The organism is Enterococcus sp. 22-H-5-01, from assembly GCF_050310005.1.
Lineage (GTDB): Bacteria > Bacillota > Bacilli > Lactobacillales > Enterococcaceae > Enterococcus_A > Enterococcus_A hailinensis.
Map to the genome: position 1 here is coordinate 1,641,360 of NZ_CP189993.1, position 21,154 is coordinate 1,662,513.

The 21,154-nt window shown below is 36.6% G+C and carries 21 protein-coding genes; 4 read left to right on the forward strand and 17 right to left on the reverse strand.

The window, feature by feature from the left end; genetic code table 11:
• Positions 1-38: 38 nt before the first annotated feature.
• The 7 genes from ACQKTA_RS08325 to ACQKTA_RS08355 all read right to left on the reverse strand — a co-directional run bounded on the left by ACQKTA_RS08325 (position 39) and on the right by ACQKTA_RS08355 (position 7,141).
• On the reverse strand, positions 39-1,088 hold the full coding sequence (locus ACQKTA_RS08325; protein WP_427814530.1) for a zinc-binding dehydrogenase: 1,050 nt from the start codon (positions 1,086-1,088) through the stop codon (positions 39-41).
• 24 nt (positions 1,089-1,112) lie between these two features.
• Positions 1,113-2,381, reverse strand: coding sequence for a PTS galactitol transporter subunit IIC (locus ACQKTA_RS08330; RefSeq protein WP_332579910.1), 1,269 nt, complete (start codon positions 2,379-2,381; stop codon positions 1,113-1,115).
• Between the two features lie 147 nt (positions 2,382-2,528).
• The gene (locus tag ACQKTA_RS08335) at positions 2,529-2,819 is read right to left on the reverse strand and encodes a PTS sugar transporter subunit IIB (protein ID WP_332579911.1); all 291 of its coding nucleotides are present in this window, start codon (positions 2,817-2,819) and stop codon (positions 2,529-2,531) included.
• Positions 2,820-2,835: 16 nt separating this feature from the next.
• Positions 2,836-3,312, reverse strand: coding sequence for a PTS sugar transporter subunit IIA (locus tag ACQKTA_RS08340; protein ID WP_407856780.1), 477 nt, complete (start codon positions 3,310-3,312; stop codon positions 2,836-2,838).
• Positions 3,312-5,387 carry a BglG family transcription antiterminator gene (locus ACQKTA_RS08345; protein ID WP_427813421.1) on the reverse strand — a complete coding sequence of 692 codons (2,076 nt, stop codon included), beginning with the start codon at positions 5,385-5,387 and terminating at the stop codon, positions 3,312-3,314. Before ACQKTA_RS08345 ends, ACQKTA_RS08340 begins: the two co-directional genes overlap by 1 nt.
• A gap of 401 nt (positions 5,388-5,788) precedes the next feature.
• Positions 5,789-6,466 carry an HAD family hydrolase gene (locus ACQKTA_RS08350; RefSeq protein WP_427813422.1) on the reverse strand — a complete coding sequence of 226 codons (678 nt, stop codon included), beginning with the start codon at positions 6,464-6,466 and terminating at the stop codon, positions 5,789-5,791.
• Between the two features lie 102 nt (positions 6,467-6,568).
• Entirely contained in the window at positions 6,569-7,141 is a 573-nt protein-coding gene (locus ACQKTA_RS08355; RefSeq protein WP_427813423.1) for a TMEM175 family protein, read from the reverse strand.
• A 167-nt stretch (positions 7,142-7,308) separates the two neighbouring features.
• On the opposite strand from ACQKTA_RS08355, the gene ACQKTA_RS08360 reads away from it, so the two are divergent.
• Positions 7,309-7,503: a hypothetical protein gene (locus ACQKTA_RS08360; protein ID WP_332579916.1), complete on the forward strand. Its 195-nt coding sequence runs from the start codon at positions 7,309-7,311 to the stop codon at positions 7,501-7,503.
• A 40-nt stretch (positions 7,504-7,543) separates the two neighbouring features.
• On the opposite strand, the gene ACQKTA_RS08365 is transcribed toward ACQKTA_RS08360, so the two are convergent.
• Positions 7,544-8,362, reverse strand: coding sequence for a ZIP family metal transporter (locus ACQKTA_RS08365; RefSeq protein WP_427813424.1), 819 nt, complete (start codon positions 8,360-8,362; stop codon positions 7,544-7,546).
• A 152-nt stretch (positions 8,363-8,514) separates the two neighbouring features.
• On the opposite strand from ACQKTA_RS08365, the gene spxB reads away from it, so the two are divergent.
• The gene (gene spxB / locus ACQKTA_RS08370) at positions 8,515-10,239 is read left to right on the forward strand and encodes a pyruvate oxidase (protein ID WP_427813425.1); all 1,725 of its coding nucleotides are present in this window, start codon (positions 8,515-8,517) and stop codon (positions 10,237-10,239) included.
• A gap of 39 nt (positions 10,240-10,278) precedes the next feature.
• On the opposite strand, the gene ACQKTA_RS08375 is transcribed toward spxB, so the two are convergent.
• Positions 10,279-10,656, reverse strand: coding sequence for a PTS sugar transporter subunit IIA (locus ACQKTA_RS08375; protein ID WP_427813426.1), 378 nt, complete (start codon positions 10,654-10,656; stop codon positions 10,279-10,281).
• 137 nt (positions 10,657-10,793) lie between these two features.
• On the opposite strand from ACQKTA_RS08375, the gene ACQKTA_RS08380 reads away from it, so the two are divergent.
• Together ACQKTA_RS08380 and ACQKTA_RS08385 are read left to right on the forward strand one after the other, a co-directional pair.
• On the forward strand, positions 10,794-12,413 hold the full coding sequence (locus ACQKTA_RS08380; RefSeq protein WP_332579920.1) for an ABC-F family ATP-binding cassette domain-containing protein: 1,620 nt from the start codon (positions 10,794-10,796) through the stop codon (positions 12,411-12,413).
• A 142-nt stretch (positions 12,414-12,555) separates the two neighbouring features.
• A complete protein-coding gene (locus ACQKTA_RS08385) occupies positions 12,556-13,446 on the forward strand; it encodes a LysR family transcriptional regulator (protein WP_332579921.1) in 891 nt (296 codons plus the stop codon).
• A gap of 39 nt (positions 13,447-13,485) precedes the next feature.
• Here ACQKTA_RS08385 and ACQKTA_RS08390 read toward each other — a convergent pair whose 3' ends face one another.
• From ACQKTA_RS08390 to rpsF, 8 genes are all read right to left on the reverse strand, one after another.
• On the reverse strand, positions 13,486-14,352 hold the full coding sequence (locus tag ACQKTA_RS08390) for a DegV family protein (protein WP_407856760.1): 867 nt from the start codon (positions 14,350-14,352) through the stop codon (positions 13,486-13,488).
• Between the two features lie 74 nt (positions 14,353-14,426).
• Positions 14,427-15,719 carry an adenylosuccinate synthase gene (locus ACQKTA_RS08395; RefSeq protein WP_427813427.1) on the reverse strand — a complete coding sequence of 431 codons (1,293 nt, stop codon included), beginning with the start codon at positions 15,717-15,719 and terminating at the stop codon, positions 14,427-14,429.
• Between the two features lie 173 nt (positions 15,720-15,892).
• On the reverse strand, positions 15,893-17,254 hold the full coding sequence (gene dnaB, locus ACQKTA_RS08400) for a replicative DNA helicase (protein ID WP_427813428.1): 1,362 nt from the start codon (positions 17,252-17,254) through the stop codon (positions 15,893-15,895).
• 135 nt (positions 17,255-17,389) lie between these two features.
• On the reverse strand, positions 17,390-17,842 hold the full coding sequence (gene rplI, locus ACQKTA_RS08405) for a 50S ribosomal protein L9 (RefSeq protein ID WP_332579924.1): 453 nt from the start codon (positions 17,840-17,842) through the stop codon (positions 17,390-17,392).
• On the reverse strand, positions 17,839-19,803 hold the full coding sequence (locus ACQKTA_RS08410) for a DHH family phosphoesterase (RefSeq protein WP_427813429.1): 1,965 nt from the start codon (positions 19,801-19,803) through the stop codon (positions 17,839-17,841). The genes rplI and ACQKTA_RS08410 overlap by 4 nt, the downstream gene beginning before the upstream one ends.
• A gap of 171 nt (positions 19,804-19,974) precedes the next feature.
• Complete coding sequence (gene rpsR / locus ACQKTA_RS08415) at positions 19,975-20,208, reverse strand: 30S ribosomal protein S18 (protein WP_010742563.1); 234 nt, start codon at positions 20,206-20,208, stop codon at positions 19,975-19,977.
• 23 nt (positions 20,209-20,231) lie between these two features.
• Positions 20,232-20,741 carry a single-stranded DNA-binding protein gene (gene ssb / locus ACQKTA_RS08420; RefSeq protein ID WP_071858421.1) on the reverse strand — a complete coding sequence of 170 codons (510 nt, stop codon included), beginning with the start codon at positions 20,739-20,741 and terminating at the stop codon, positions 20,232-20,234.
• Positions 20,742-20,785: 44 nt separating this feature from the next.
• Positions 20,786-21,088 carry a 30S ribosomal protein S6 gene (rpsF, locus tag ACQKTA_RS08425; protein WP_071858420.1) on the reverse strand — a complete coding sequence of 101 codons (303 nt, stop codon included), beginning with the start codon at positions 21,086-21,088 and terminating at the stop codon, positions 20,786-20,788.
• Between the last annotated feature and the right edge of the window lie 66 nt (positions 21,089-21,154).

Sequence of the window (21,154 nt, forward strand, 5' to 3'; positions counted from 1 at the left end):
AAAGAGGCTGTGCCCGCTTTGGCACAGCCTCTTTCTGCTTAAAATTCGTTCAAATTCGATTCGATCATTACTTTGATTTCATTACCTTCCATCACCTTATCAAAGGCTTCTCGCCACTCATTCAATGGGTATTTCTTCGTAATCATTTCATCGATATTAATGGCACCTTTTGCTAATAAATGGATCGCAATTGGCCAATCGTATGGATTTTGTGAACGACTACCAATATATTCGATTTCTCGTTGGATGATCGATTCTGTATCTAATTCAACCAGCTTGTTAGCAAACAGTCCTACCTGAACAAACTGACCTTGCTTCCGAATCAATGGTAAACTGGCGTTGACGGCAGGAGCAGCACCTGACGCATCGTAAACTTTATCTACTCCATAACCCTCTGTTAGTTGATTAACAATAGCAGTTAAGTCTTCTTGCATTGTATCAACAACTACATCAGCACCTAATTTTTTAGCTAAATCTAAACGATGTGCATCTTTCGTGATGCCCGTCATGATGACGAAAGCACCAATTTCTTTTGCAATCTGCAGTAAGAATAAACCGATCGGCCCAGGTCCCATGATAATAATTGTATCTTGCAATTCTAAATGACTCTTTTGATACATTGCATGAACACAGCAAGCCAGCGGCTCACTCATCGCTGCTCCCTCGTAGCTTAAATGATCTGGCAAAATGTGGATACTTTCTTCGCGAGCTAATACATAATTGGCCATAGAACCATTTTGTTGAGTTCCAATCCCTTTTCGATTTGAGCATAAATTGTATTGTTTATTTTGACAATAATCACACTCACCACACACATAAAAAGTTGTTTCACTCGTTACACGATCGCCCACTTTAACTGAAGCTACTTTTTCTCCCACTGCTACTACTTGACCGGAAAATTCATGTCCTAATACTACTGGTGTTGTCGGATTTTTATATTCCCCTTTGAATGTATGGATATCCGATCCACAAATACCAGTATAAGCTACTTTGATTAATACTTTGTCTTCAGTTGCTTCAGGAACAGGTAAATCGATAAATTCCATTTGATCATAGCCAGGTGCTTGCTTTGAAACACCCTTCATCATTTTATTACTCATTTTATAAGCCCCCTACATTACTTGTGCTACTAATTCTGATAATTTTAAGAAGATCCATTTTAAGAAATTCCCACCAGTATCCAAATTGGTGATTTGAGCAGCACCTTCTGGGAATTTAACGATTCCTTGAGCCATCTCAGTCAATACTGGTGCAAAGTTCGTTGCCATCAATAAAGCAAAAGCCATGACAACTGTTAATGAAATTACTGAAGTTAAGATATTTCCTCTGCGACTTGGTACAACTAAAGCTGCGAAGAATGGAATCGTTGCCAAATCTCCGAATGGCAAAACGTGATTTCCTGGTAAAATTACGGCTAAGAATAATGTGATCGGAACCATCAAAAGTCCTGTTGATAATGCGGCTGGTGAGCCAGTTGCTAATGCAGCATCCATTCCTAGATAGATTTCACGGTCACCATAACGGCTTTGTAACAATTTTTGGGCTCCTTCTTGGATTGGGATCAAACCTTCCATCAAGATTTTTACCATCCGTGGCATTAAGAACATTACTGCGCCCATGTTCATACCGATTTGTAAAATACCGATAAGATCATAACCACCTAATAAACCTAAGAACATACCAATGATAATTCCCATGATCATCGGCTCGCCAAAGATACCAAAACGTTTTTGGATCGTTTCTGGTTTTACATCTAATTTGTTTAGTCCTGGAATTCGATCCAATACCCATCCGACTGGCAATGCTAAGATTGCATACCCTTGGGCTGAACCTGTCGTAATACTGATTCCTTCAAGACCATAATATTCTTGGACTTTCGGTGCAGTCTTATCAGCGATCACTAAAATAATGATTGAGAATAAAATCCCGCACAAGATGCCAAAGAAGAAACTTCCTGTTACAATATAACCAGTTGCTGCTACAGAACTAACATGCCAGTAGTTCCAGATATCGATATTCAGTGTTTTTGTACGATTTAATGCCAACATAATTAAATTCACTACTAAAATAACTGGAATCATTACAGCCGCGATTGGTTGCGCCCATGTCCCGGCTGAAACTGCTGGCCATCCTGCATCGATGATTGTTAAATTCAAGCCAAATCTCTCGACCATTGCTTGTGCGGCTGGACCAACATTCGTTGTCAATACATTGATAACTAGGTTGATCCCGATCATCCCGATCCCTACAGTGATACCCGAAATAATTGCTTTCTTGACTGAAACTCTGAAAATAATACCTACGATAAAAATAATGATCGGCAACATAACACTTGGACCGGCGCCTAATATACTCTGTACTACGTCCGTTAAACCATCCATAAATTTATTCCTCCTGTTTTACTTTGATATATTTAATTTTTCTCTTGAAAAAATAAATCTTTCTTCAACACATATATCTTCCACTACGGATCATTAGATCTAAGTGATTCTTTTTTAGTTAGTGAAAGATATACATGTCAATCAAAATTATTGAATACTTTTAGCGGCTTCGATAATTTCATTCTCAACTTTTTCAGTACCGATCCCTGTTAAAAATGCCATCGCTTTGATTGCTGGAATTTTGTACTCTGTTGGCAACATTGTTGTTGAAATCAGCATATCCGCTCCATCTTGTTTTGATGCTGCTTCCGAAATTTTAATTTGATTAATTTCTACTGGGATATCATTTCTTGCAAATAGATCCTCTACTTTTTTCATTACCACTGTTGATGTTGCGATTCCTGCTCCACATGCGACTAATACTCGTACTTTTTTCATTATAATTGGCTCCCTTTTATAAGTTATTTTGTTTGATGATTTCGATTAATTCTGATGGGGTCGTTGCTAAAAGTAGCTCTGCTAATAATGATTCATTTTGCAATAACCCCATTAACGACTGCAGCATTTCTAATTGTGCATGAGGTTGATTCAATCCTAATACAAAAATAATTTGTGCTTTAACTTCTTGATTACTGTCTTCCATGCTCTGAAAAACTACTGGATCTTGTAAAGTAACGATGGCAACAAATTCTTCCTGCACACATTCAGCATCTGTGTGGGGAATAGCCGCCCCATAATGGACTAATTGGATACCTGTAGGAAATGTTGCTTCTCTTTTTTTGATTCTTTCCAAAAAATCTTCTCTGACCCAACCAAGATCGGTTGCTTTTTGAGTGACTTGTTCAAATAATTCATCTTGCGAAAAATAATTTTCTTGAGTAAAAACTAATGGTTCTTTTACATACGCACTCAGCGTGGTTGCTTCTGTCATCATTTCTGCCTCCAATACTGCTCATTGAATTCCATCAATGCCGTTCGAATTTCATTTTTTGTTGTGGCTTGTTCCATTTTGATTAACTGTTCATCGCCAGCTAGACTCATCATTTCAAAAATCAAATCCAAATGTTCTTCTTTATCATTTGATGCTAATAAAATGACTGTATGAACTTTGCGTCCATCTTCTGTTAAAATTCCTTTTTTAGCGATTCCTAAACTGATCCCTACACCGATAGCTCCAGCTTCTGCCACTGTGTGTGGCAAGGCGATTTTGTGCCGTAGAATTGAATACACTGGCGGCTGAGGCATTTCCTTTTTCAATGCTTCAACATACATAGGTGTGATCACTTGTTTTTGTTCCAAAGGTCTAGCTAGGTTCTCTAAAGCTTCTGTCCAACTAATTTTTTCTTCAAAAACTTGGATTGTTTCTTCCTTCAATAAATCAATTAAATGTGGCCGTTTTTTTTCTAAAATTTTTGATTCTTTTGGTGCAAATAAAGTTAGCAGTTCATCATAAAGGTTCGCTTCATCAACATTATCTGCATGTTTTTTAACAACGTCTAAGATTTTTTCCGGCGTTACAGCCTCCGTTTGAATAACTGCTGAAGCTCGTAGAACACGCTCTCTTAATTGCCGTTTTTCTTGTTCATTTAGAAAATTATTGACAACGAAGACTTTTTTGTCCGTTTTTAATGGTACTGCTGAAAAAATATAATCTACTTTGTAATCTGTTCGATAAAATTCACGAGCAGACATTGTTGTAATAAAGTCGATTTCTGGTAATAAATTGCGTAACGTATTTTCTAATAATGCCGCAATAGAAACACCATTAGGACAGACAATAATAGCTTTTTTTCTGTTTTCTGGGTGAATGATTTCAGAACTTTCTACGATATGACTGCCGATAAACAAAGAAATAAAAAATAATTCTGCATCAGGAACCGACTGCTCAAAATACGTTTCTAAAGGACCTGCAGCTTCTTTGACTAAATAAAAGAGTGAAAATAAATTCGCATCTTTATTTTCTTGATAAAATCGAGTTTGTAAATTTAAATGATACTTAATTCGGTAATACGCTGGTCGCATATGAACAAGTAGACGATCTAATAATTTTTCTTTATCTTCTAAGTTAACTCCTGCGATTCGTTCAAAGTTTGCAATAACTTGCTTTAGCGCTTCTTTCATTTTATTAATTGCTTTAACAGAGAGAATATCGCCTCTTGAAAGATTTGTTGTTAACAAAAGCATCGTTAAGTAAACGCGTTCATTTTCACTCAAATCTTCGACATCCCAAATCACTCGGTCAGCGGCTAAATATTCTTTCGTATCTGTTAGTTCCCGATAATTAACTTTAAAACTATAAGAAATTAATTTTCCTTTTTGCGCCCGCCGTATCATTAATAAAATCAATAACGGCAATGTTTTTAGCCGTTCGTCTGTAAATTGGACCTCTAGTTCTTCTTCTACTAACTCGACACGTTTCTGGAATGTTTCAACCTGTTGATGATCGATATTAGCAAATTGGATAATTACGTTTACTCCGTTATACATACTAGCTAAATTATTTAATACATCTGACAGCAGGTTGCGCTTATTCCACTCATCGCCTTGGATGAAGTAGCCTTTTTGGCGAGTATATTTCAACTGCAGATCATAGCTTTCCAGTCCTTGATCGACTTCTTTTAAATCGCGAAGAACTGTATTTCGACTGACTTTCAATTCATCGATAAAGTGATTTAATGATAGATAATCTTCTTTACTTAACAACATTAATTCGACGATTGCCGCTCGTTCTGTACTCGAAAAAACATAATTTTCTGTTTTTTCTCCAAGCGTTTCATCACCACCTTTAAAATTTGAAAGAATTTCATTAGCAATAAGAAAGTGCCCATTTTTTGTTCGTTTGATTTCACTCATCTTTTCTTCTAGCAAGGAATCATTGATTTTTTTTAGCGCATAGTTTAATTGCCCTCTAGTTAAATCAAATTTTTCACACAACGTTTTGCTAGTGATTCGTGGATTGTTGATTAACTCAACAAAAATTTGATTGGTTCTTTCTTCTAAATTCATTGTCATCCCTCTTTACATCTTTAATTTAAATGAAAAACGCTTACATTACTACCTTCTTTGTTCCCAATTAATTCAGTGTTTTTTATGCAACTTGGTGCTCTAAAAAAAACTTGAGCAAAAAAATTATGGTATTTCTATAAAACACCTAATTAAAAGCTCTGATTAATTATTGCATCTCTAAACTTTATTGCTAATTATGCAATATGATACTCTATTAAAATTCATAGTTTATCATGAATCTCATTTTTTGTCTGTTCTTTAATCATCTTATACTCTTCATGATTTAAAACAAAAATCCCGATAAGCGCAGTTATCGGGATCACTTTTTTGTTTAGATTAGACTTTTTTCAACTAAATAACTGATTAATTTATCAAATTTCGGTGATTATGAATGCTATCTTTCAAATATTTTTTTCTTTTACCCCAGTGTATATCTTAACCAACTCTGATTTACTTAATTGGGAAAAGGATGTTTTCACTTCATCGGCAACTGATAAGTCTTGCGTTGGGAAAGCTGGATTCGCAAATCCAATACAAACCATACCTGCATTTTTTACTGCACCAGTACCATTCTTTGTATCTTCGATGCCTAAACAATTTTGCGGTTCTACACCGATTCGCTTCGCGGCCTCTAGATAAACATCCGGCGATGGTTTAGAAAGTTTGACCTCTTCTGTACTCACAATAGCCGTAAAATATTCTGACAATCCTAATTCAATCAAATTCGTTTTAATCTCTATTAATGATGAAGATGAAGCGACTGCTAATGTTAAACCTGAATCAAATAAACGTTTAACAAAAGATTGTGCATCTGGAATCGCTCGGATACCATCCTTCTGGATCATCGCTTGACGCAATGAAGTCATTTGCTGGATATACCCTTCAACAGAACCTAAAAGTGAAAACTCCTGTTTCATCTGTTCCCACATATATTCGCTAGTTGTTCCCATAAACTGATAATGATAGCTTTCTTCTACTTCATGTCCCGCATCTTTTAGAATTCGTGATTTACTTTGAAAGTATGTATACTCTGAGTCAACAAGAACGCCATCCATATCAAATATTACTGCTTCTAACATCTAAACCCTCCCTAAACTAATTGACTACACTCTACCATATAAATAAAACTCAATATAGCGCTTTCTAAATAGATAGATAAAAAGAACAGCAATCAGCTGTCCTTATAAAATTTTTTCGATTGATTTTTCTGGAATAACCCACATAAATAATATTAATACATTAACAATCAATACAGTAATCGGTGCAATCAATTTTCCTAAAACCAACGCTAAAACAGCTAATCCAATTGATAAGTACGACTTAGGATAGTGGCGAAACATTTGTCCAATTTGCGAATTTTTGCCGTTGGCTCGAACCAAAGTCCGAACTAATAAATAATAAGCAATATCGGTTCCTAATATGACTACACCGTACAATGCTTGTGGCGGCCAATCAAAGGGATAATCCCCGACCCATGCTGTAACATACGGAAACAAAGTCATCATTAAAATCAAAAAATTATTTGCCCATAATACCCATCCATCTACTTTTTTGACAAGTTGAAAAAGATGATGATGATTATTCCAATAGATTGCCAAACTGATAAAACTAATTAAATAGACAATAAATTTATGTTCCATCTGTAAAAAAGCAGACCAGGTCGGTGCACCGGGTTCATGTAATTCTAAAACTAACAACGTCATTATAATTGCAATAACAGCATCAGTGAACGCTTCGATTCGTGATTTAGGCATACAATTTTCTCCATTCAAAGCTTACTATTAATAAGTTTTTTTATTTAACATTTAACCAAAAATAATTCTATTTTACCAGTTAAATACATCTTAAGTTGGACGTAAATGAAAAATACATTTGTTACACTTAATGTATCTTAAAAATCCATAGAAAGAAGGAATTTTAAATGTTAGAAAAGTATCCCTTAATTGTTCGCATATTAGCTTTAGTCGGCTTCTTCTTAGTTGCTGGTTTTGTTTTAAGTATCGTCGGAACGATCCTTTCAGGACTAGTAGGTCTGTTCTTTAGATTGGTGATTCCAGTTGCACTTGTTTATTTCTTCGTTAATTGGTTAACTAAACGACGTCGCAGCACGTATTAAATAAAAAATGGCCGCAAGCATAACTGCTTGCGGCCATTTTTTATCCTAAAGCAACATCTAAAACCATCATGATCATAAATCCTAGCATCGCACCAAAGACACCATAGTGATGTTTACTATCTGTTGTTGCTTGCGCTTCAGGAATTAATTCTTCAACAACCACATAGATCATCGCACCTGCAGCAAAAGATAATGCATACGGAAGTAATGGCTCCACTCTGGTTACTAACAATGCCCCGATAACAGCCGCAATGGGTTCAACGATCCCTGACGCTTGTCCATAGAAGAAGGATTTTGTACGACTCAAACCTTCTTGTCTTAAAGGAATTGATACAGCCGCACCTTCAGGAAAATTTTGAATCCCAATACCTAAAGAAACGGAAATAGCAGCTAACACAGCAACTGCCGGATTAGCTGCTTCATTCGCAGCTCCAAAAGCTACACCTACTGCTAATCCTTCTGGTATATTATGTAAAGTAATTGAGAAGACTAATAGTATCGTTCGCTTTAAATGACTAGGTAACCCTTCTTTTTCTTTGTTGGGTCCGAAATGCATGTGAGGTAACGTTTTATCTGCTATATATAGAAATAAGCCACCTAAACCAAAACCGATACTCACTACTAACCATGGAATCGATCCATTTTCTTCTGCTGTTGCGATTGCTGGATCTAATAAAGACCAAAAACTGGCAGCAATCATCACACCAGAAGCAAATCCCAACATTAGATTCAATACATTACGATTGATATTTTTAAAGAAAAAAACCAACGCTGCTCCTAGTGCCGTCATTCCCCAAGTAAATAGTGTCCCAATCAATGCTTGCTGCCAAGCATCTAAACTTAGTAACCAATCAATCATATATCCCTCCTGAAAGCGTTTGTCTATACTAACTCTAACACAAGTAATATAAGCTCGTAAACTTATTTTGGAGACACTTTCTTTGCTCCATTTTTTTCACCGAGTTATACTTTTTACATATGAAACTTACGATAAGAAAGCGAGGGAACACTATGTCAACAATCAATGCAGGAGTATCAATGATCAATGTTTTAGAAGCTTGGGAAATTGATCACGTCTACGGAATACCCGGGGGGTCATTCAATTCAACTATGGATGCTTTATACCATGAACGTGAATCGATCAAGTATATTCAAGTTCGCCATGAAGAAGCTGGGGCATTAGCAGCCGCAGCAGATGCTAAACTCATAGGAAAAATAGGCGCTGTTTTTGGTTCAGCCGGTCCTGGTGCCAGTCACTTGATCAACGGACTCTACGATGCACAGATGGATCATGTTCCCGTTTTAGCTCTCTTAGGACAAGTTGCTTCAACCTCAATGAATTATGATGCATTCCAAGAATTGAATGAAAATCCTATGTTTGCAGATGTTAGCGTTTATAATCGAACCGTTATGACACCAGAAAGTCTTCCACACGTAGTCGATGAAGCAATTAAAGCAGCTTATAAATATCATGGTGTAGCAATCGTTACTATTCCAGTTGATTTTGGATTTGAAGAAATAAAAAACGCAGAACAAGCCACTGCTGATGCCTATAAGACAAATCGATTATTACCTGAAGAAACAGATATAAAAGCGGCTTTGCCTTTGATTGAAAATGCCAAGCAACCCGTTCTTTATATTGGACAAGGTGTACGTGGTGGTTTTGAAGAAATCAAAGCCTTTGCGGAACATTTCTCTATGCCAATCGCAGCTGCAGTATTAGCCAAAGGAATTATTCCAGACTTGTATGAAAATTTCTTAGGTTTTGCTGCTCGAGTAGCAACCAAACCTGCCAATGAAGCGTTGGCTGATGCTGATGTAATTGTTTTTGTCGGTAGCGATTTTCCCTTCGGACGCTCGTTCTTAAATCCTAAAGCTAAATTTATTCAAGTAGATATCGATGCCGCTAAATTTGGACGTCGCCATACAGTTGATTATTCTATACTCGGTGATGGTGTAACTACATTGCGCCGTTGGGTCGAGCTTGGCGCAGCACGTCCCGCTGATGATTGGCTAAAAGCAAACCAAGAAAATATTCGTAATTGGCATACGTGGCGAAAAAGCTTCTATCATGACTCAGCGACACCTTTACGTTCAGAACCTGTTTTTAAAGAAATCAATCGGATTGCTGAAAATGATGCTGTCTTTGTATCTGATGTCGGAAATGTCACACTAAATGCTATTCGTCATTTGGAAATGAACGGTGAGCAACAATTTACGACTTCTGGCTGGTTTGCTACTATGGGTAATGGTGTCCCAGGAGGTATCGCTGCTCAATTAAGTTATCCTGAAAAACAAGTCTTTACTCTAAGTGGTGACGGCGGTTTTGCTATGCAGATGCAAGATATCATCACCCAAGTGAAATATCAATTACCAGTTATTAATGTCGTTTTCTCAAACGATGCCTTTGGTTTTATTGAAGCAGAACAAGAAGATACAGAACAGCAAAAATTTGGCGTCTTTTTGGACGGTGCTGACTTTGGTAAAGTTGGTGAAGCTCTTGGTGCAGACGGTTTTACTATTACAGAATATAGCCAACTCGAACCAGCATTTACTGCTGCGAAAGCCAGCAATCGACCGGTTGTGATCGATGTAAAAATAAAAGATGAACGCCCACTACCCGTTGAAGCGTTAGAATTAGAACCTGGCAAATTCTCAGCAGAAAAAATCCAGACTTTCAAAGAAAAATACCAAGTTCATGACATGCCTACTTTGCGTGAACTATTAAATTATTAAGAACTAAAAAGGTGTTCCGGATGTATCGGAACACCTTTTTTACATTCTACGAATCGTTTGTTTCCCTTCTAATTCAAGTTGTCGGGCTAACTCTTTAGCAGTAGTTTCTCGATTTACTAATGCTTGCAATAACATAGGTAAATTCACCCCAGTTACAAGTGCTTGGCGTGGATCATCCATCATGCAATAGCTAGCATAGCGAAATGGCGTTCCGCCAAACATGTCGACTAGCCAAATAAGTTCATCATTTTCCTTCAATACTTGCTCAGCCACATTTTCAACCATTACTTGAATGCCCGTGGTCCCTGGTTCAATATTTAATGTTTCCACACAGCTTTGATCGCCTAAAATGGCTTCAGCCGTTTTTAATAGACTCTCTGCTAAATGGTCGTGGGTCGCGATAATAATCCCGATCATTCTGACACATCCCTTCGATTCTAAGTCTATCCTATTTTAAATCCCAAGTAAATTCTTAAGGATGCTTGAAACTTAAGATGTTCCCCGATATAATGCAAAGAGGCCTTGTGCCAATACTGATAAAGTGAGGAAAATCATTGATTACAGTAAGTGATGTTAGTTTACAGTTTCCTGACCGTAAATTATTTGATGACGTAAATATTAAATTCACTCCCGGCAATTGTTACGGGTTGATCGGCGCAAACGGTGCCGGAAAATCAACTTTTCTTAAGATTTTAGCAGGCGATATCCAGCCTTCTACTGGCTCTGTTACTTTAGGGCCGAATGAACGAATGGCTGTTTTAAAACAAAATCATTTTGACTTTGAAGAATACACCGTTCTGGAAACAGTCATCATGGGACATGAACGTTTATACGAAGTGATGCAAGAAAAAGATGCTATCTATATGAAAGAAGATTTTTCTGATGAAGATGGCATTCGAGCAGCTGAACTAGAAGGTGAATTTGCTGAACTTGATGGCTGGGAAGCCGAACCTGAAGCAGCTGTTTTGCTTCAAGGATTAAATATTTCCGAAGATCTACACCAACAAAAAATGAGCGAGTTGACTGCTGGCCAAAAAGTAAAAGTGTTATTAGCTCAATCTCTTTTCGGCAAACCCGATGTTTTGCTTCTAGATGAACCAACCAACGGATTAGACATCCAATCGATCAACTGGTTAGAAGAATTCTTGATTAATTTTGATAACACCGTGATCGTTGTATCCCATGACCGTCATTTCTTGAATAAGGTTTGTACCCACATGGCTGATCTAGATTTCGGAAAAATCAAATTATATGTTGGTAACTATGATTTCTGGTTAGAATCTAGTCAACTGGCTACAAAATTACAGTCTCAACAAAATGCTAAAAAAGAAGAACAAATCAAAGAACTACAAGAATTTATTGCACGCTTTAGTGCCAATGCCTCAAAATCAAAACAAGCAACTTCGCGGAAAAAAATGTTAGACAAAATTACTTTAGATGACATTCAACCATCTTCACGTCGTTATCCATTCGTTCAATTTAAACCTGAACGTGAAATTGGAAATGACTTGTTACAAGTAGATGGTGTCAGCGTGACAATCGATGGCAAAAAAGTTTTAGATAATATCTCGTTCACTCTGAATCGTGATGATAAAGTTGCTTTTGTTGCTGAAAATGACTTAGTGACAACAACGCTATTTAAAGTAATCATGGGTGATTTAAAACCTGATACAGGTACTGTCCGCTGGGGCGTTACGACTAGCCAAGCATACTTGCCAAAAGACACGACCAAAGAATTTGATAGCTCAATGCCAATTCTTGATTGGTTGCGTCAATATGCAAGTAAAGAAGAAGATGACAATACCTTTTTACGTAGTTTCTTAGGACGTATGTTATTCTCAGGCGATGAAGTCATGAAATCTGTCAATGTTTTATCTGGTGGAGAAAAAGTTCGTTGTATGTTATCCAAATTGATGCTTTCGAAATCCAATGTCTTAGTATTAGATGATCCAACAAATCATTTAGATTTAGAATCGATTTCAGCATTGAATGAAGGTTTGATTGCTTATAAAGGTTCGATCCTATTCGCTTCTCATGATCATCAATTCATTCAAACAATCGCTAATCGGATCATCGCGGTTTCAAGTAACGGTGTAGTGGATCGTGCTGAAACTACTTATGATGAGTTTTTAGAAAATCCAGAAGTACAGAAACAAATGAGTACTCTCTATTAATAAAAAAACTGTGCGAGTCTTTCGCGCAGTTTTTTTATTTTTGCATATCTGTACTACTGCTGTACCACTCTTTCTCTATTGTTAGCTTTATTAGCATAAATTTTATTTATATGATAGTCTAGTAGCTATAAAGGAGCTTAAAATGAATTTTAAAGACTTAGAATATTTTCAACGCTTAGTGCGTGAAAAGAGTTTTACCAAAGTGGCAAAAGCTTTTCATGTCAGCCAACCCACCATTACATACGCAGTCAAACGCTTAGAAGAAGAGCTTGGAACAGAACTTGTCTATCGTGACCAATCTCATAAACAATTAGTTATTACTCAATCCGGTATGGTATTGTCTCGTCATATTTCTAATATCCTAAAAGAATTGACGATCGCGGTAACTGAAATTGATCGCTTGAAGGATGAAACGCTAGATTTTGGACTACCTCCGATTATTGGAAATTTTTATTTTCCAAAATTATCTTCTTATCTTTTTCAAAATAATCTTATGCGTCATATCCATCTAGTAGATGGCGGTTCACGAGATCTCTACAGCCTATTGCGCCGCGGTAAAATTGATTTAGCTTTATTGGGAACAATCGAACCAATTCACGATGACGAATTAACTAGCGAATTGCTGGTGGAAAAAAACTTTATGATCGTAGTGAGTCCTGATCATCACTTAGCTACACGTAAAGAACTCTCCTTCGCTGAACTTAAAGATGAACCTTTTGTTTTGTTGAATGAACATTACGTCCACCCAACAGCCTTTAAAATGATGGCTAAACAAGCCCATTTTGAACCTCAGATCATCTACCAAAATAATAATTTGAATATTTTAAAAGGAATGATCCAAGAAAAAGTAGGTATCGGATTTTTAGCAGAACTGGCAGTATCTCCTGAAGATAATTTAGTCACGATTCCGATCACAGATCAACCTCAACCAACTTTTATGATTTCATTAGTTCAAAGAGAACAAGTTTTAGATACAGTAGTTCGGGGGCAACTAATTGACCTTATTCGTGAATTTAGCCAACAAAAAAATTAAAAAAAACGAGGAAATCAGAATAGATTTCCTCGTTTTTTATTAAGTTCGTTTATTTCCACGGGTAAATACCGCAATACAACCTAATCCAGTATGGCTAGAAATCGTCGTTCCTAATGGAAAGATCTTGATTTCTTTTGGATGAATACTTTCTTCTAAATGACGTTTTACTTCTTCGGCACCCGCCTGATCAGCACTCGTTGTAATAAAAATCGTTTGATTTTCAGGGTCTGTTGTGGCAGCACTGATTTTATCGGCTACTAACTGTAATGCCTTTTTACGACCACGGATCTTTTCAACATTTTGTAATTTACCTGCTACATCTACAGTAATAATTGGTTTGATATTCATTAACCCGCCAATCGCTGCACTTGTTCTGGAAATACGTCCGCCTCTTTGTAAATGGTGTAGATCATCTACAGTTACCCAATGATGATAGGTTAATTTATTTTCTTCTAACCAGTTATATAAAGCGTTCAGAGACATTCCTGCTTGCTGCTTCTGAGCAGCTTCATAAACCATTAATCCTTCACCGCCACTGGCTGCTAAAGAATCAACGATATATACTTCGGCATCTGGCAGATCTTCTTTTAAAATTTCAACAGCTTGTAGTGCGCTTTGATACGAGCCACTCATACCTGATGAAAAACAAATATACAAAATAGGAATATTCTTTTCTGCATAACTACGGAAAAATTCCACATAGCGTCCCACATTGACTTGTGAAGTCGTTGGCATGGCGCCCTCTTTGATTTTTTGATAAAAATCATCAATCTTAAAATTTCGACCTAAATCATCTGCGATTTCATTACCTTCAACGGTAACATACATCGAAATAAAATCGACATTATTTTCTTCTAGTAATGCATAAGGTACATCACAACAAGAATCTGTCAGAATTTGATACATATTGTTTTCCTCCAAACACCCACATCATAGTATCTTTATTTTACTAAATTATTGAGTGCTTGTCTCACGATTTGTTAGATTTGCGCCCAAACACTTTCCATAATATTTGTTTGGTTACGATCTGGACCTACAGAAAAAGTAGAAATCCGAACACCGACTAGCTCAGAGATGCGACGAACATAATTACGTGCATTTTCAGGAAGATCAGCTAGATCGCGACAGCCTGTGATATCTTCACTCCAACCAGGTAATTCTTCATACACAGGTTTACAGCGATTCAATTCTTTTAAGCTTGCTGGATAATGGTAAATCAATTCTCCATCTAACTCATAAGCTGTACAAATTTTAACCGTTTCTAAACCGCTCAATACATCAATCGAATTCAAAGATAGATTTGTGATCCCAGAAACCCGTTTTGAATGGCGCATTACAACTGTGTCAAACCAACCGACACGTCGCGGACGTCCTGTTGTTGTCCCATATTCACGACCAACCTCACGAATTTGATCGCCGACTGCATCAGATAATTCAGTTGGAAACGGACCATCACCGACACGGGAAGTATAAGCTTTACAAACACCTACGACTTTATCAATTTTTGATGGACCTACCCCACTTCCGATAGTTACGCCACCAGCAACTGGATTCGACGAAGTGACAAATGGATATGTCCCTTGATCAATATCTAGCATTACGCCTTGTGCTCCTTCAAATAGTACTCGCTTGCCTTCGTCTAATGCATCATTCAAGATAACAGAAGTATCTGTTACATATTTCTTAATTTGTTGACCATATTCATAATATTCTTCAAAAATATCATCAAAATCAATAGCTTCGTCATCAAACATTTTGACAAATTGACGATTCTTTTCTTCTAAATTGATTTTCAAACGTTCTTCAAAAATTTCTTTATCTAATAAATCAGCAATTCTGATCCCAACACGAGCTGCTTTATCCATATATGCTGGTCCGATACCTTTGATTGTTGTACCGATTTTATTTTCACCTTTTGCATCTTCTTGTAATTGATCTAATTTGATGTGATATGGCAAAATGACATGAGCACGATCGGAAATACGTAAATTATCTGTTGCAACTCCTCGTTCATGTAAATAAGCTAACTCGGTTACTAATGATTTAGGATTGATTACTACGCCATTACCAATGACACTTGTTTTTTCTTTGTAAAAGATCCCAGAAGGAATCAAATGTAATTTATATGTTTCATTGTCAAATTTGATTGTATGACCTGCGTTATCTCCACCCTGGTAACGAGCAATGACTTCTGCATTTTCACTTAAAAAATCTGTGATTTTTCCTTTACCTTCATCGCCCCACTGCGTTCCTACAACTACTACAGATGACATCTGAACACCTCATTTAATTTTTTTAATCCTGAACTATTGTATCAAGAATACCGCTATCTTTCAACTTAAATTCGAATATTAAATTTAAAATAAGTATTTTAAGAGGTAAATCACGAACATTATTTTTGAAAACTTCTTTTTGAATAGAAAAAAGCGCTAGGATCAACCTTGCGCTAAAATTCTTCTCTAGGAGATAAGGAAGAAAATTTATTGTATTCTTTGATAAAAAGTAACTCTACCGTCCCACGAGCTCCACTCCGGTTTTTTTCGATGATCACTTCAATCACATTACGATTAGCAGAAGAATCTTCCTCTTCTTCGCCCTCACGCTCATAATAATCATCTCGATACAAGAAAGCGACGATATCGGCATCTTGTTCAATAGAACCTGATTCTCGAATATCACTTAAAACTGGTCGTTTATCTTGTCGTTGTTCTACACCACGAGAAAGCTGTGACAATGCAATAATCGGTACTTTCAATTCTTTCGCTAGTTTCTTTAATTGACGAGAAATCTCAGAAACTTCTTGTTGACGATTTTCTCTTCCGGTACCTTCAATCAACTGTAAATAATCAATCAAGATCAAGCCTAAATTGCCCTTTTCTTTTGCAAGTTTATGACATTTTGCCCGGATCTCAGATATTTTTATTCCTGGTGTATCGTCGATATAGATATTTGAACGTGACAAACTTCCCATTGCTACAATCAAGTTCTGCCATTCTTCTTCAGATAATTGACCTGTTCTTAAATGACTAGCTTCTATAGAACCTTCGGCACAAAGCATCCGGTTTACTAATGATTCAGCCCCCATTTCCAAACTAAAGATCGCAACTGATTTATCTGTTTTGGTTCCAACATTTTGAGCAATATTTAATGCAAAAGCTGTCTTACCTACTGCAGGTCGAGCAGCTAGAATGATTAATTCTTCCGATTGCAGACCGGCAGTCATTTTATCTAATGCTGCGTATCCTGTAGGCAATCCAGTAATTTCTTCGTCATTTCGAGCGAGCTGATCAATATTTTCAATTGCTGTATTTAAGACTTCACTGATCGTCAAAAAACCACTCTTATTTCGACGTTCAGAGACTTCCATGATATTACGTTCAGCAGTGTCTAAAATCGTCTGAACGTCGTCTCCCTGCTCAAAACCTTGCGTCACGATATTCGTTGCTGTTTGGATAAGATTTCGCAATAATGATTTTTCTTCAACAATTTTGGCATAATACCCTACATTTGCTGCTGTAGGAACGCTTAGCGCTAATTCTGATAAGTAACTTAAACCGCCAGCATCTTCTAATTGATTCTGCTGTTCTAGTAACTCTTTGATTGTAATGACATCAATGGCTTCATTTCGGTCATTTAATTGAATCATTCCTCGAAAAATCAATTGATGTCCCCGACGATAAAAATCTTCTGGAACTATGTATTCCATAGCCGTAATCAAAGCATCTGTGTCTAAAAAAATGGAACCCAATGTAGCTTGCTCAGCTTCGACACTTTGAGGCGGCACACGATCTTGTAACATTTCGCTCATGTCTATTTACGCTCCTCTTCGTCCATCTATTTTACAAAATCTACTTAGTAAATACAATAAAAATAAGAGCAAGAGTGTTAGTTGAAAATCTCAAAAAACGCTCTTGCCCTCTTTAATTATCAGATGGACCATTAGTTATTCTTCAATTACGTGTACATTGATGATTCCTTCTACTTCACTATGAAGTTTGACCGGAACTTTCGTATAGCCTAATGTACGAATTGGATTTTCCAATTCAATTTTACGTTTATCTATTTTTAAATCGTATTGTTTTTTTAATCCTTCAGCAATTTGTTTTGAAGGGATTGAACCAAATAATCGGCCGTCTTCGCCACCTTTAGCTTTGATCTCAACAACAGTATCTTCTTTTGCTAAGAATGCAGCGACTTCTTTTGCTTCTGCTAAAACTTCTGCAGCTTTTTTATCTTGGGCTTTTTTCTGTCCGCTTAATTCAGAAATACTACTTTTAGTAGCTTCTTTTGCTAAATTGTTTTTCAATAAAAAGTTTTGTGCATAGCCTGTTGGGACTTCTTTGACATCTCCCTTTTTACCTTTACCTTTGACATCTTGCAAGAAAATTACTTTCATTCTTCTGTCCCCTCCGTTAACTGTTTGTTGATTGCACACAATAATTGCTCTTTGGCTTCTGTAATCGTAGTATCCATAAGTTGTGTCGCTGCATTTGTAAAATGCCCACCGCCGCCTAATGCCTCCATCACTCTCTGGACGTTTATCGTCCCAGAACTTCTTGCACTAATAGCAATGACACCATCAGTTCTTTTAATGATAACGAATGCTGCATTTATATCAACCATAGATAATAATGTATCTGCTGTTTTAGCTGCCGTTACACTATCATATCCTTGATCATCTGTCCCTGTAGTAACAACAATATCATCTCTAACATAATCACTAGCCCCTATCAACTTACTAATTTCTAAATAAGATTGAATATCCGTGCTTAGTAAATATTGTACTAAAGAAGCATCTGCACCACAAGTCTTTAAATAACTAGCAACATCAAACGTACGTGCCGTCGTTCGAACAGCAAAATTTTTGGTATCTACCGTGATCCCCGCTAATAAAAGAGTCGCTTCCATCTTACTCATTCGACGACCTTCATTGCTCTTAAACTGAATCAATTCTGTTACAAGCTCTGAGGTTGAAGACGCAGAAGACTCGATATATGTTAATAAAGATTGCTCTGGAAACTCTTCTCCTCGCCGATGATGATCAATAATTACAATATTCTCAAATTGTTCATATAACTCTTGATCAATCGATAATGATGGCCGATGATAATCTACCATTACTAATAAATCACCAGCTTTACGCTGCTTCTTAGCTACGTCTGGTGAAATCACTAAATTTTCTAACTCACTATTTTCATGAATTTCAGCTAAACAACGATCTACATCAGGAATTGTCTCATTTTCATTTATCACCACTTGAACATTTTTATCATAGTAGCGACCAAGACAGGCAACGCCAAAAGCTGAACCGATAGCATCCATATCTGGGAATCGATGACCCATCACATAGACATTTCCTGTTTGATTAAAGACATTTTTTAATGCTGTCGACATTGCACGAGAGCGTACGCGTGTCCGTTTAGCAGCACTAGCTGAATTACCACCATAAAAAACAGGTTTTTGATCTTTTGCTGCATTTTTTACAACAACTTGATCCCCACCACGTACTAAAGCAATATCTAAATTATTTTGTGCTTCATCACCAATTATTTCTAAAGATTCATCACCGTAGCTGATTCCCATACTAATGGTTATTAACATATCCTGTTTTTCAGCAGAAGCTCGAATATGTTCTAAGAGATCAAAATTATTTTCGATCATTTTTTCCAAATCATTATAGCGGGCGAAGATATAGAAACGTTCAGCATTCACACGCTTATAAAAAATTTGATAAGAATCCATCCAATCAGAAATAATTGTCGTAATAAATGAATTTAAATTTGAGATTTCTTTATCATCTCTGCGATCAATAACATCGTCATAATTATCTACTGAAAGAATCCCTACGACTGATTGCTGTTGCTTCTCTCGATTCTCCAAAGCATATTCCTTTGTTACATCAATCAAATAGACAATCTTTTTTTCAATATCTATCTCAAAATGATAAAGGGTACTCTCAATCTTATAAACTGTTTTTCCTTTTTCAGACCGTTGCAATAATTCATTCACCATGTCTTGCTGATCTGCTTCAGATAAGCTTTGAATTTTTTGGCTTATGGCCGGATTCATCCACGTAAATAAATGATCCTTATCCCACGTAATAATTCCTACTGGCATATCATTAGAAACATATTTAAGCGCTTCTTGCGCTCTTCTTGATGCATACTGAATCCTTTGTTGATTGCTTATCTCAATATGTCTACGTAAGACTATTACATATATCCATAATAATACATCGATTAAGATAATAATTCCAGCTGTCAAATAGTTAGCTGTCAAAAGAAAGATTGATCCTACTTGAATAATTAATAGCCCGATAAAAATTGCAGACCATTTCATTCGCGCAATTCCTCTCATTTAAAACCTCCCCACTCATTTTTATATATTTAATCAAATACCTATATAAAAAAGAATATATTGGTTAACAAATTAATTTTATCACACTCTTCTTCTACAAGCGACTTTCCGTAAGTTTCACGTGGAACAAAAAAAAGACTTCATAAAAATGAAGTCTTTGATTACAATATTTTATTCTTCAGAGACGAATGCTAATAAGCCCATAATACGAGCGCGTTTGATAGCGATCGTTAATTTACGTTGGTTTTTAGCGCTAGTTCCAGTTACACGACGAGGTAAAATTTTACCACGTTCACTAATGAAACGTTTTAATAATTCGATATCTTTATAATCGATGTATTCGATATGGTTAGCTGCAATATAGTCTACTTTACGACGTTTGCGACCTCTTCTTTGTTGTGCCATTCCGTTTCCCTCCTATTCAATTGTTAGAATGGTAAATCATCATCTGAAATGTCGATTGAGGATCCACTAAATGGATCTGAATCTCGATCGAAGTCAGGCATAGTGTTCTTAGCTGACTGAGAGGATTGATTATAATTGTTGTTAAAATTATTTCCTCCACTTTGGAAACTGTCATCATTAGAACTTGGGTTCTGTTGACGTTGTTCGTTTGCAGAACGAGATTCCAATAACTGGAAGTTTTCAGCAACAACTTCTGTCACATAGACACGTTGACCTTGCTGATTTTCATAATTTCTGGTTTGGATACGGCCAGTCACACCTAAAAGAGTTCCCTTGCGCGCATAATTTGCTAAAGTTTCTGCTGATTTCCGCCAAATCACACAATTGATAAAGTCTGCTTCACGATTACCGCTTTGATTCGTAAAATTACGATTCACCGCTAATGTAAACGTAGCTACTCCCGTACCATTTGCTGTATAACGCAAATCAGGATCCTTTGTTAAACGACCAACTAATACAACATTATTAATCAAAGTAAAGCCAGCTCCTTTCTCGTCAATTGTTTCACGTGAAACAATTATTCTTCAATCTTAACGATCATGTGACGGATAATGCCGTCATTGATTTTTGCAAGACGATCGAATTCGTTAACTGCACTAGCTGTTGTTGGCGCAGTTACATTGACGATATGGTAGATGCCTTCACGGAATCCGTTCATTTCGTAAGCGAAACGGCGTTTTTCCCAATCTTTTGAATCGATAATTTCAGCGCCATTATCTTTCAAAATTGTATCGAAACGTTCTACTAAAGCAGTTTTTGCTTCTTCATCAATGTTCGGACGAATGATGTATGTGATTTCATACTTCGTATTTTGACTCATTGATTTTCACCTCCCTATGGACTATAGGCTCTTAAATTTCTTAAGAGCAAGGAGAGCGATCTAAAA

Excerpts from the sequence above, each read along its gene's own strand:
- ACQKTA_RS08360 (WP_332579916.1), top strand. The coding sequence starts at position 7,309 with ATGTTAGAAAAGTATCCCTTAATTGTTCGCATATTAGCTTTAGTCGGC.
- ACQKTA_RS08350 (WP_427813422.1), bottom strand. The coding sequence starts at position 6,466 with ATGTTAGAAGCAGTAATATTTGATATGGATGGCGTTCTTGTTGACTCA.
- rplI (WP_332579924.1), bottom strand. The coding sequence starts at position 17,842 with ATGAAAGTAATTTTCTTGCAAGATGTCAAAGGTAAAGGTAAAAAGGGA.
- ACQKTA_RS08390 (WP_407856760.1), bottom strand. The coding sequence starts at position 14,352 with ATGTATCAAATTCTGACAGATTCTTGTTGTGATGTACCTTATGCATTA.
- ACQKTA_RS08330 (WP_332579910.1), bottom strand. The coding sequence starts at position 2,381 with ATGGATGGTTTAACGGACGTAGTACAGAGTATATTAGGCGCCGGTCCA.
- ACQKTA_RS08385 (WP_332579921.1), top strand. The coding sequence starts at position 12,556 with ATGAATTTTAAAGACTTAGAATATTTTCAACGCTTAGTGCGTGAAAAG.
- ACQKTA_RS08395 (WP_427813427.1), bottom strand. The coding sequence starts at position 15,719 with ATGTCATCTGTAGTAGTTGTAGGAACGCAGTGGGGCGATGAAGGTAAA.
- ACQKTA_RS08345 (WP_427813421.1), bottom strand. The coding sequence starts at position 5,387 with ATGAATTTAGAAGAAAGAACCAATCAAATTTTTGTTGAGTTAATCAAC.
- ACQKTA_RS08410 (WP_427813429.1), bottom strand. The coding sequence starts at position 19,803 with ATGAGAGGAATTGCGCGAATGAAATGGTCTGCAATTTTTATCGGGCTA.
- spxB (WP_427813425.1), top strand. The coding sequence starts at position 8,515 with ATGTCAACAATCAATGCAGGAGTATCAATGATCAATGTTTTAGAAGCT.
- ACQKTA_RS08325 (WP_427814530.1), bottom strand. The coding sequence starts at position 1,088 with ATGATGAAGGGTGTTTCAAAGCAAGCACCTGGCTATGATCAAATGGAA.
- dnaB (WP_427813428.1), bottom strand. The coding sequence starts at position 17,254 with ATGAGCGAAATGTTACAAGATCGTGTGCCGCCTCAAAGTGTCGAAGCT.
- ACQKTA_RS08375 (WP_427813426.1), bottom strand. The coding sequence starts at position 10,656 with ATGATCGGGATTATTATCGCGACCCACGACCATTTAGCAGAGAGTCTA.
- ACQKTA_RS08365 (WP_427813424.1), bottom strand. The coding sequence starts at position 8,362 with ATGATTGATTGGTTACTAAGTTTAGATGCTTGGCAGCAAGCATTGATT.
- rpsR (WP_010742563.1), bottom strand. The coding sequence starts at position 20,208 with ATGGCACAACAAAGAAGAGGTCGCAAACGTCGTAAAGTAGACTATATT.
- ACQKTA_RS08340 (WP_407856780.1), bottom strand. The coding sequence starts at position 3,312 with ATGACAGAAGCAACCACGCTGAGTGCGTATGTAAAAGAACCATTAGTT.
- rpsF (WP_071858420.1), bottom strand. The coding sequence starts at position 21,088 with ATGAGTCAAAATACGAAGTATGAAATCACATACATCATTCGTCCGAAC.
- ACQKTA_RS08355 (WP_427813423.1), bottom strand. The coding sequence starts at position 7,141 with ATGCCTAAATCACGAATCGAAGCGTTCACTGATGCTGTTATTGCAATT.
- ACQKTA_RS08335 (WP_332579911.1), bottom strand. The coding sequence starts at position 2,819 with ATGAAAAAAGTACGAGTATTAGTCGCATGTGGAGCAGGAATCGCAACA.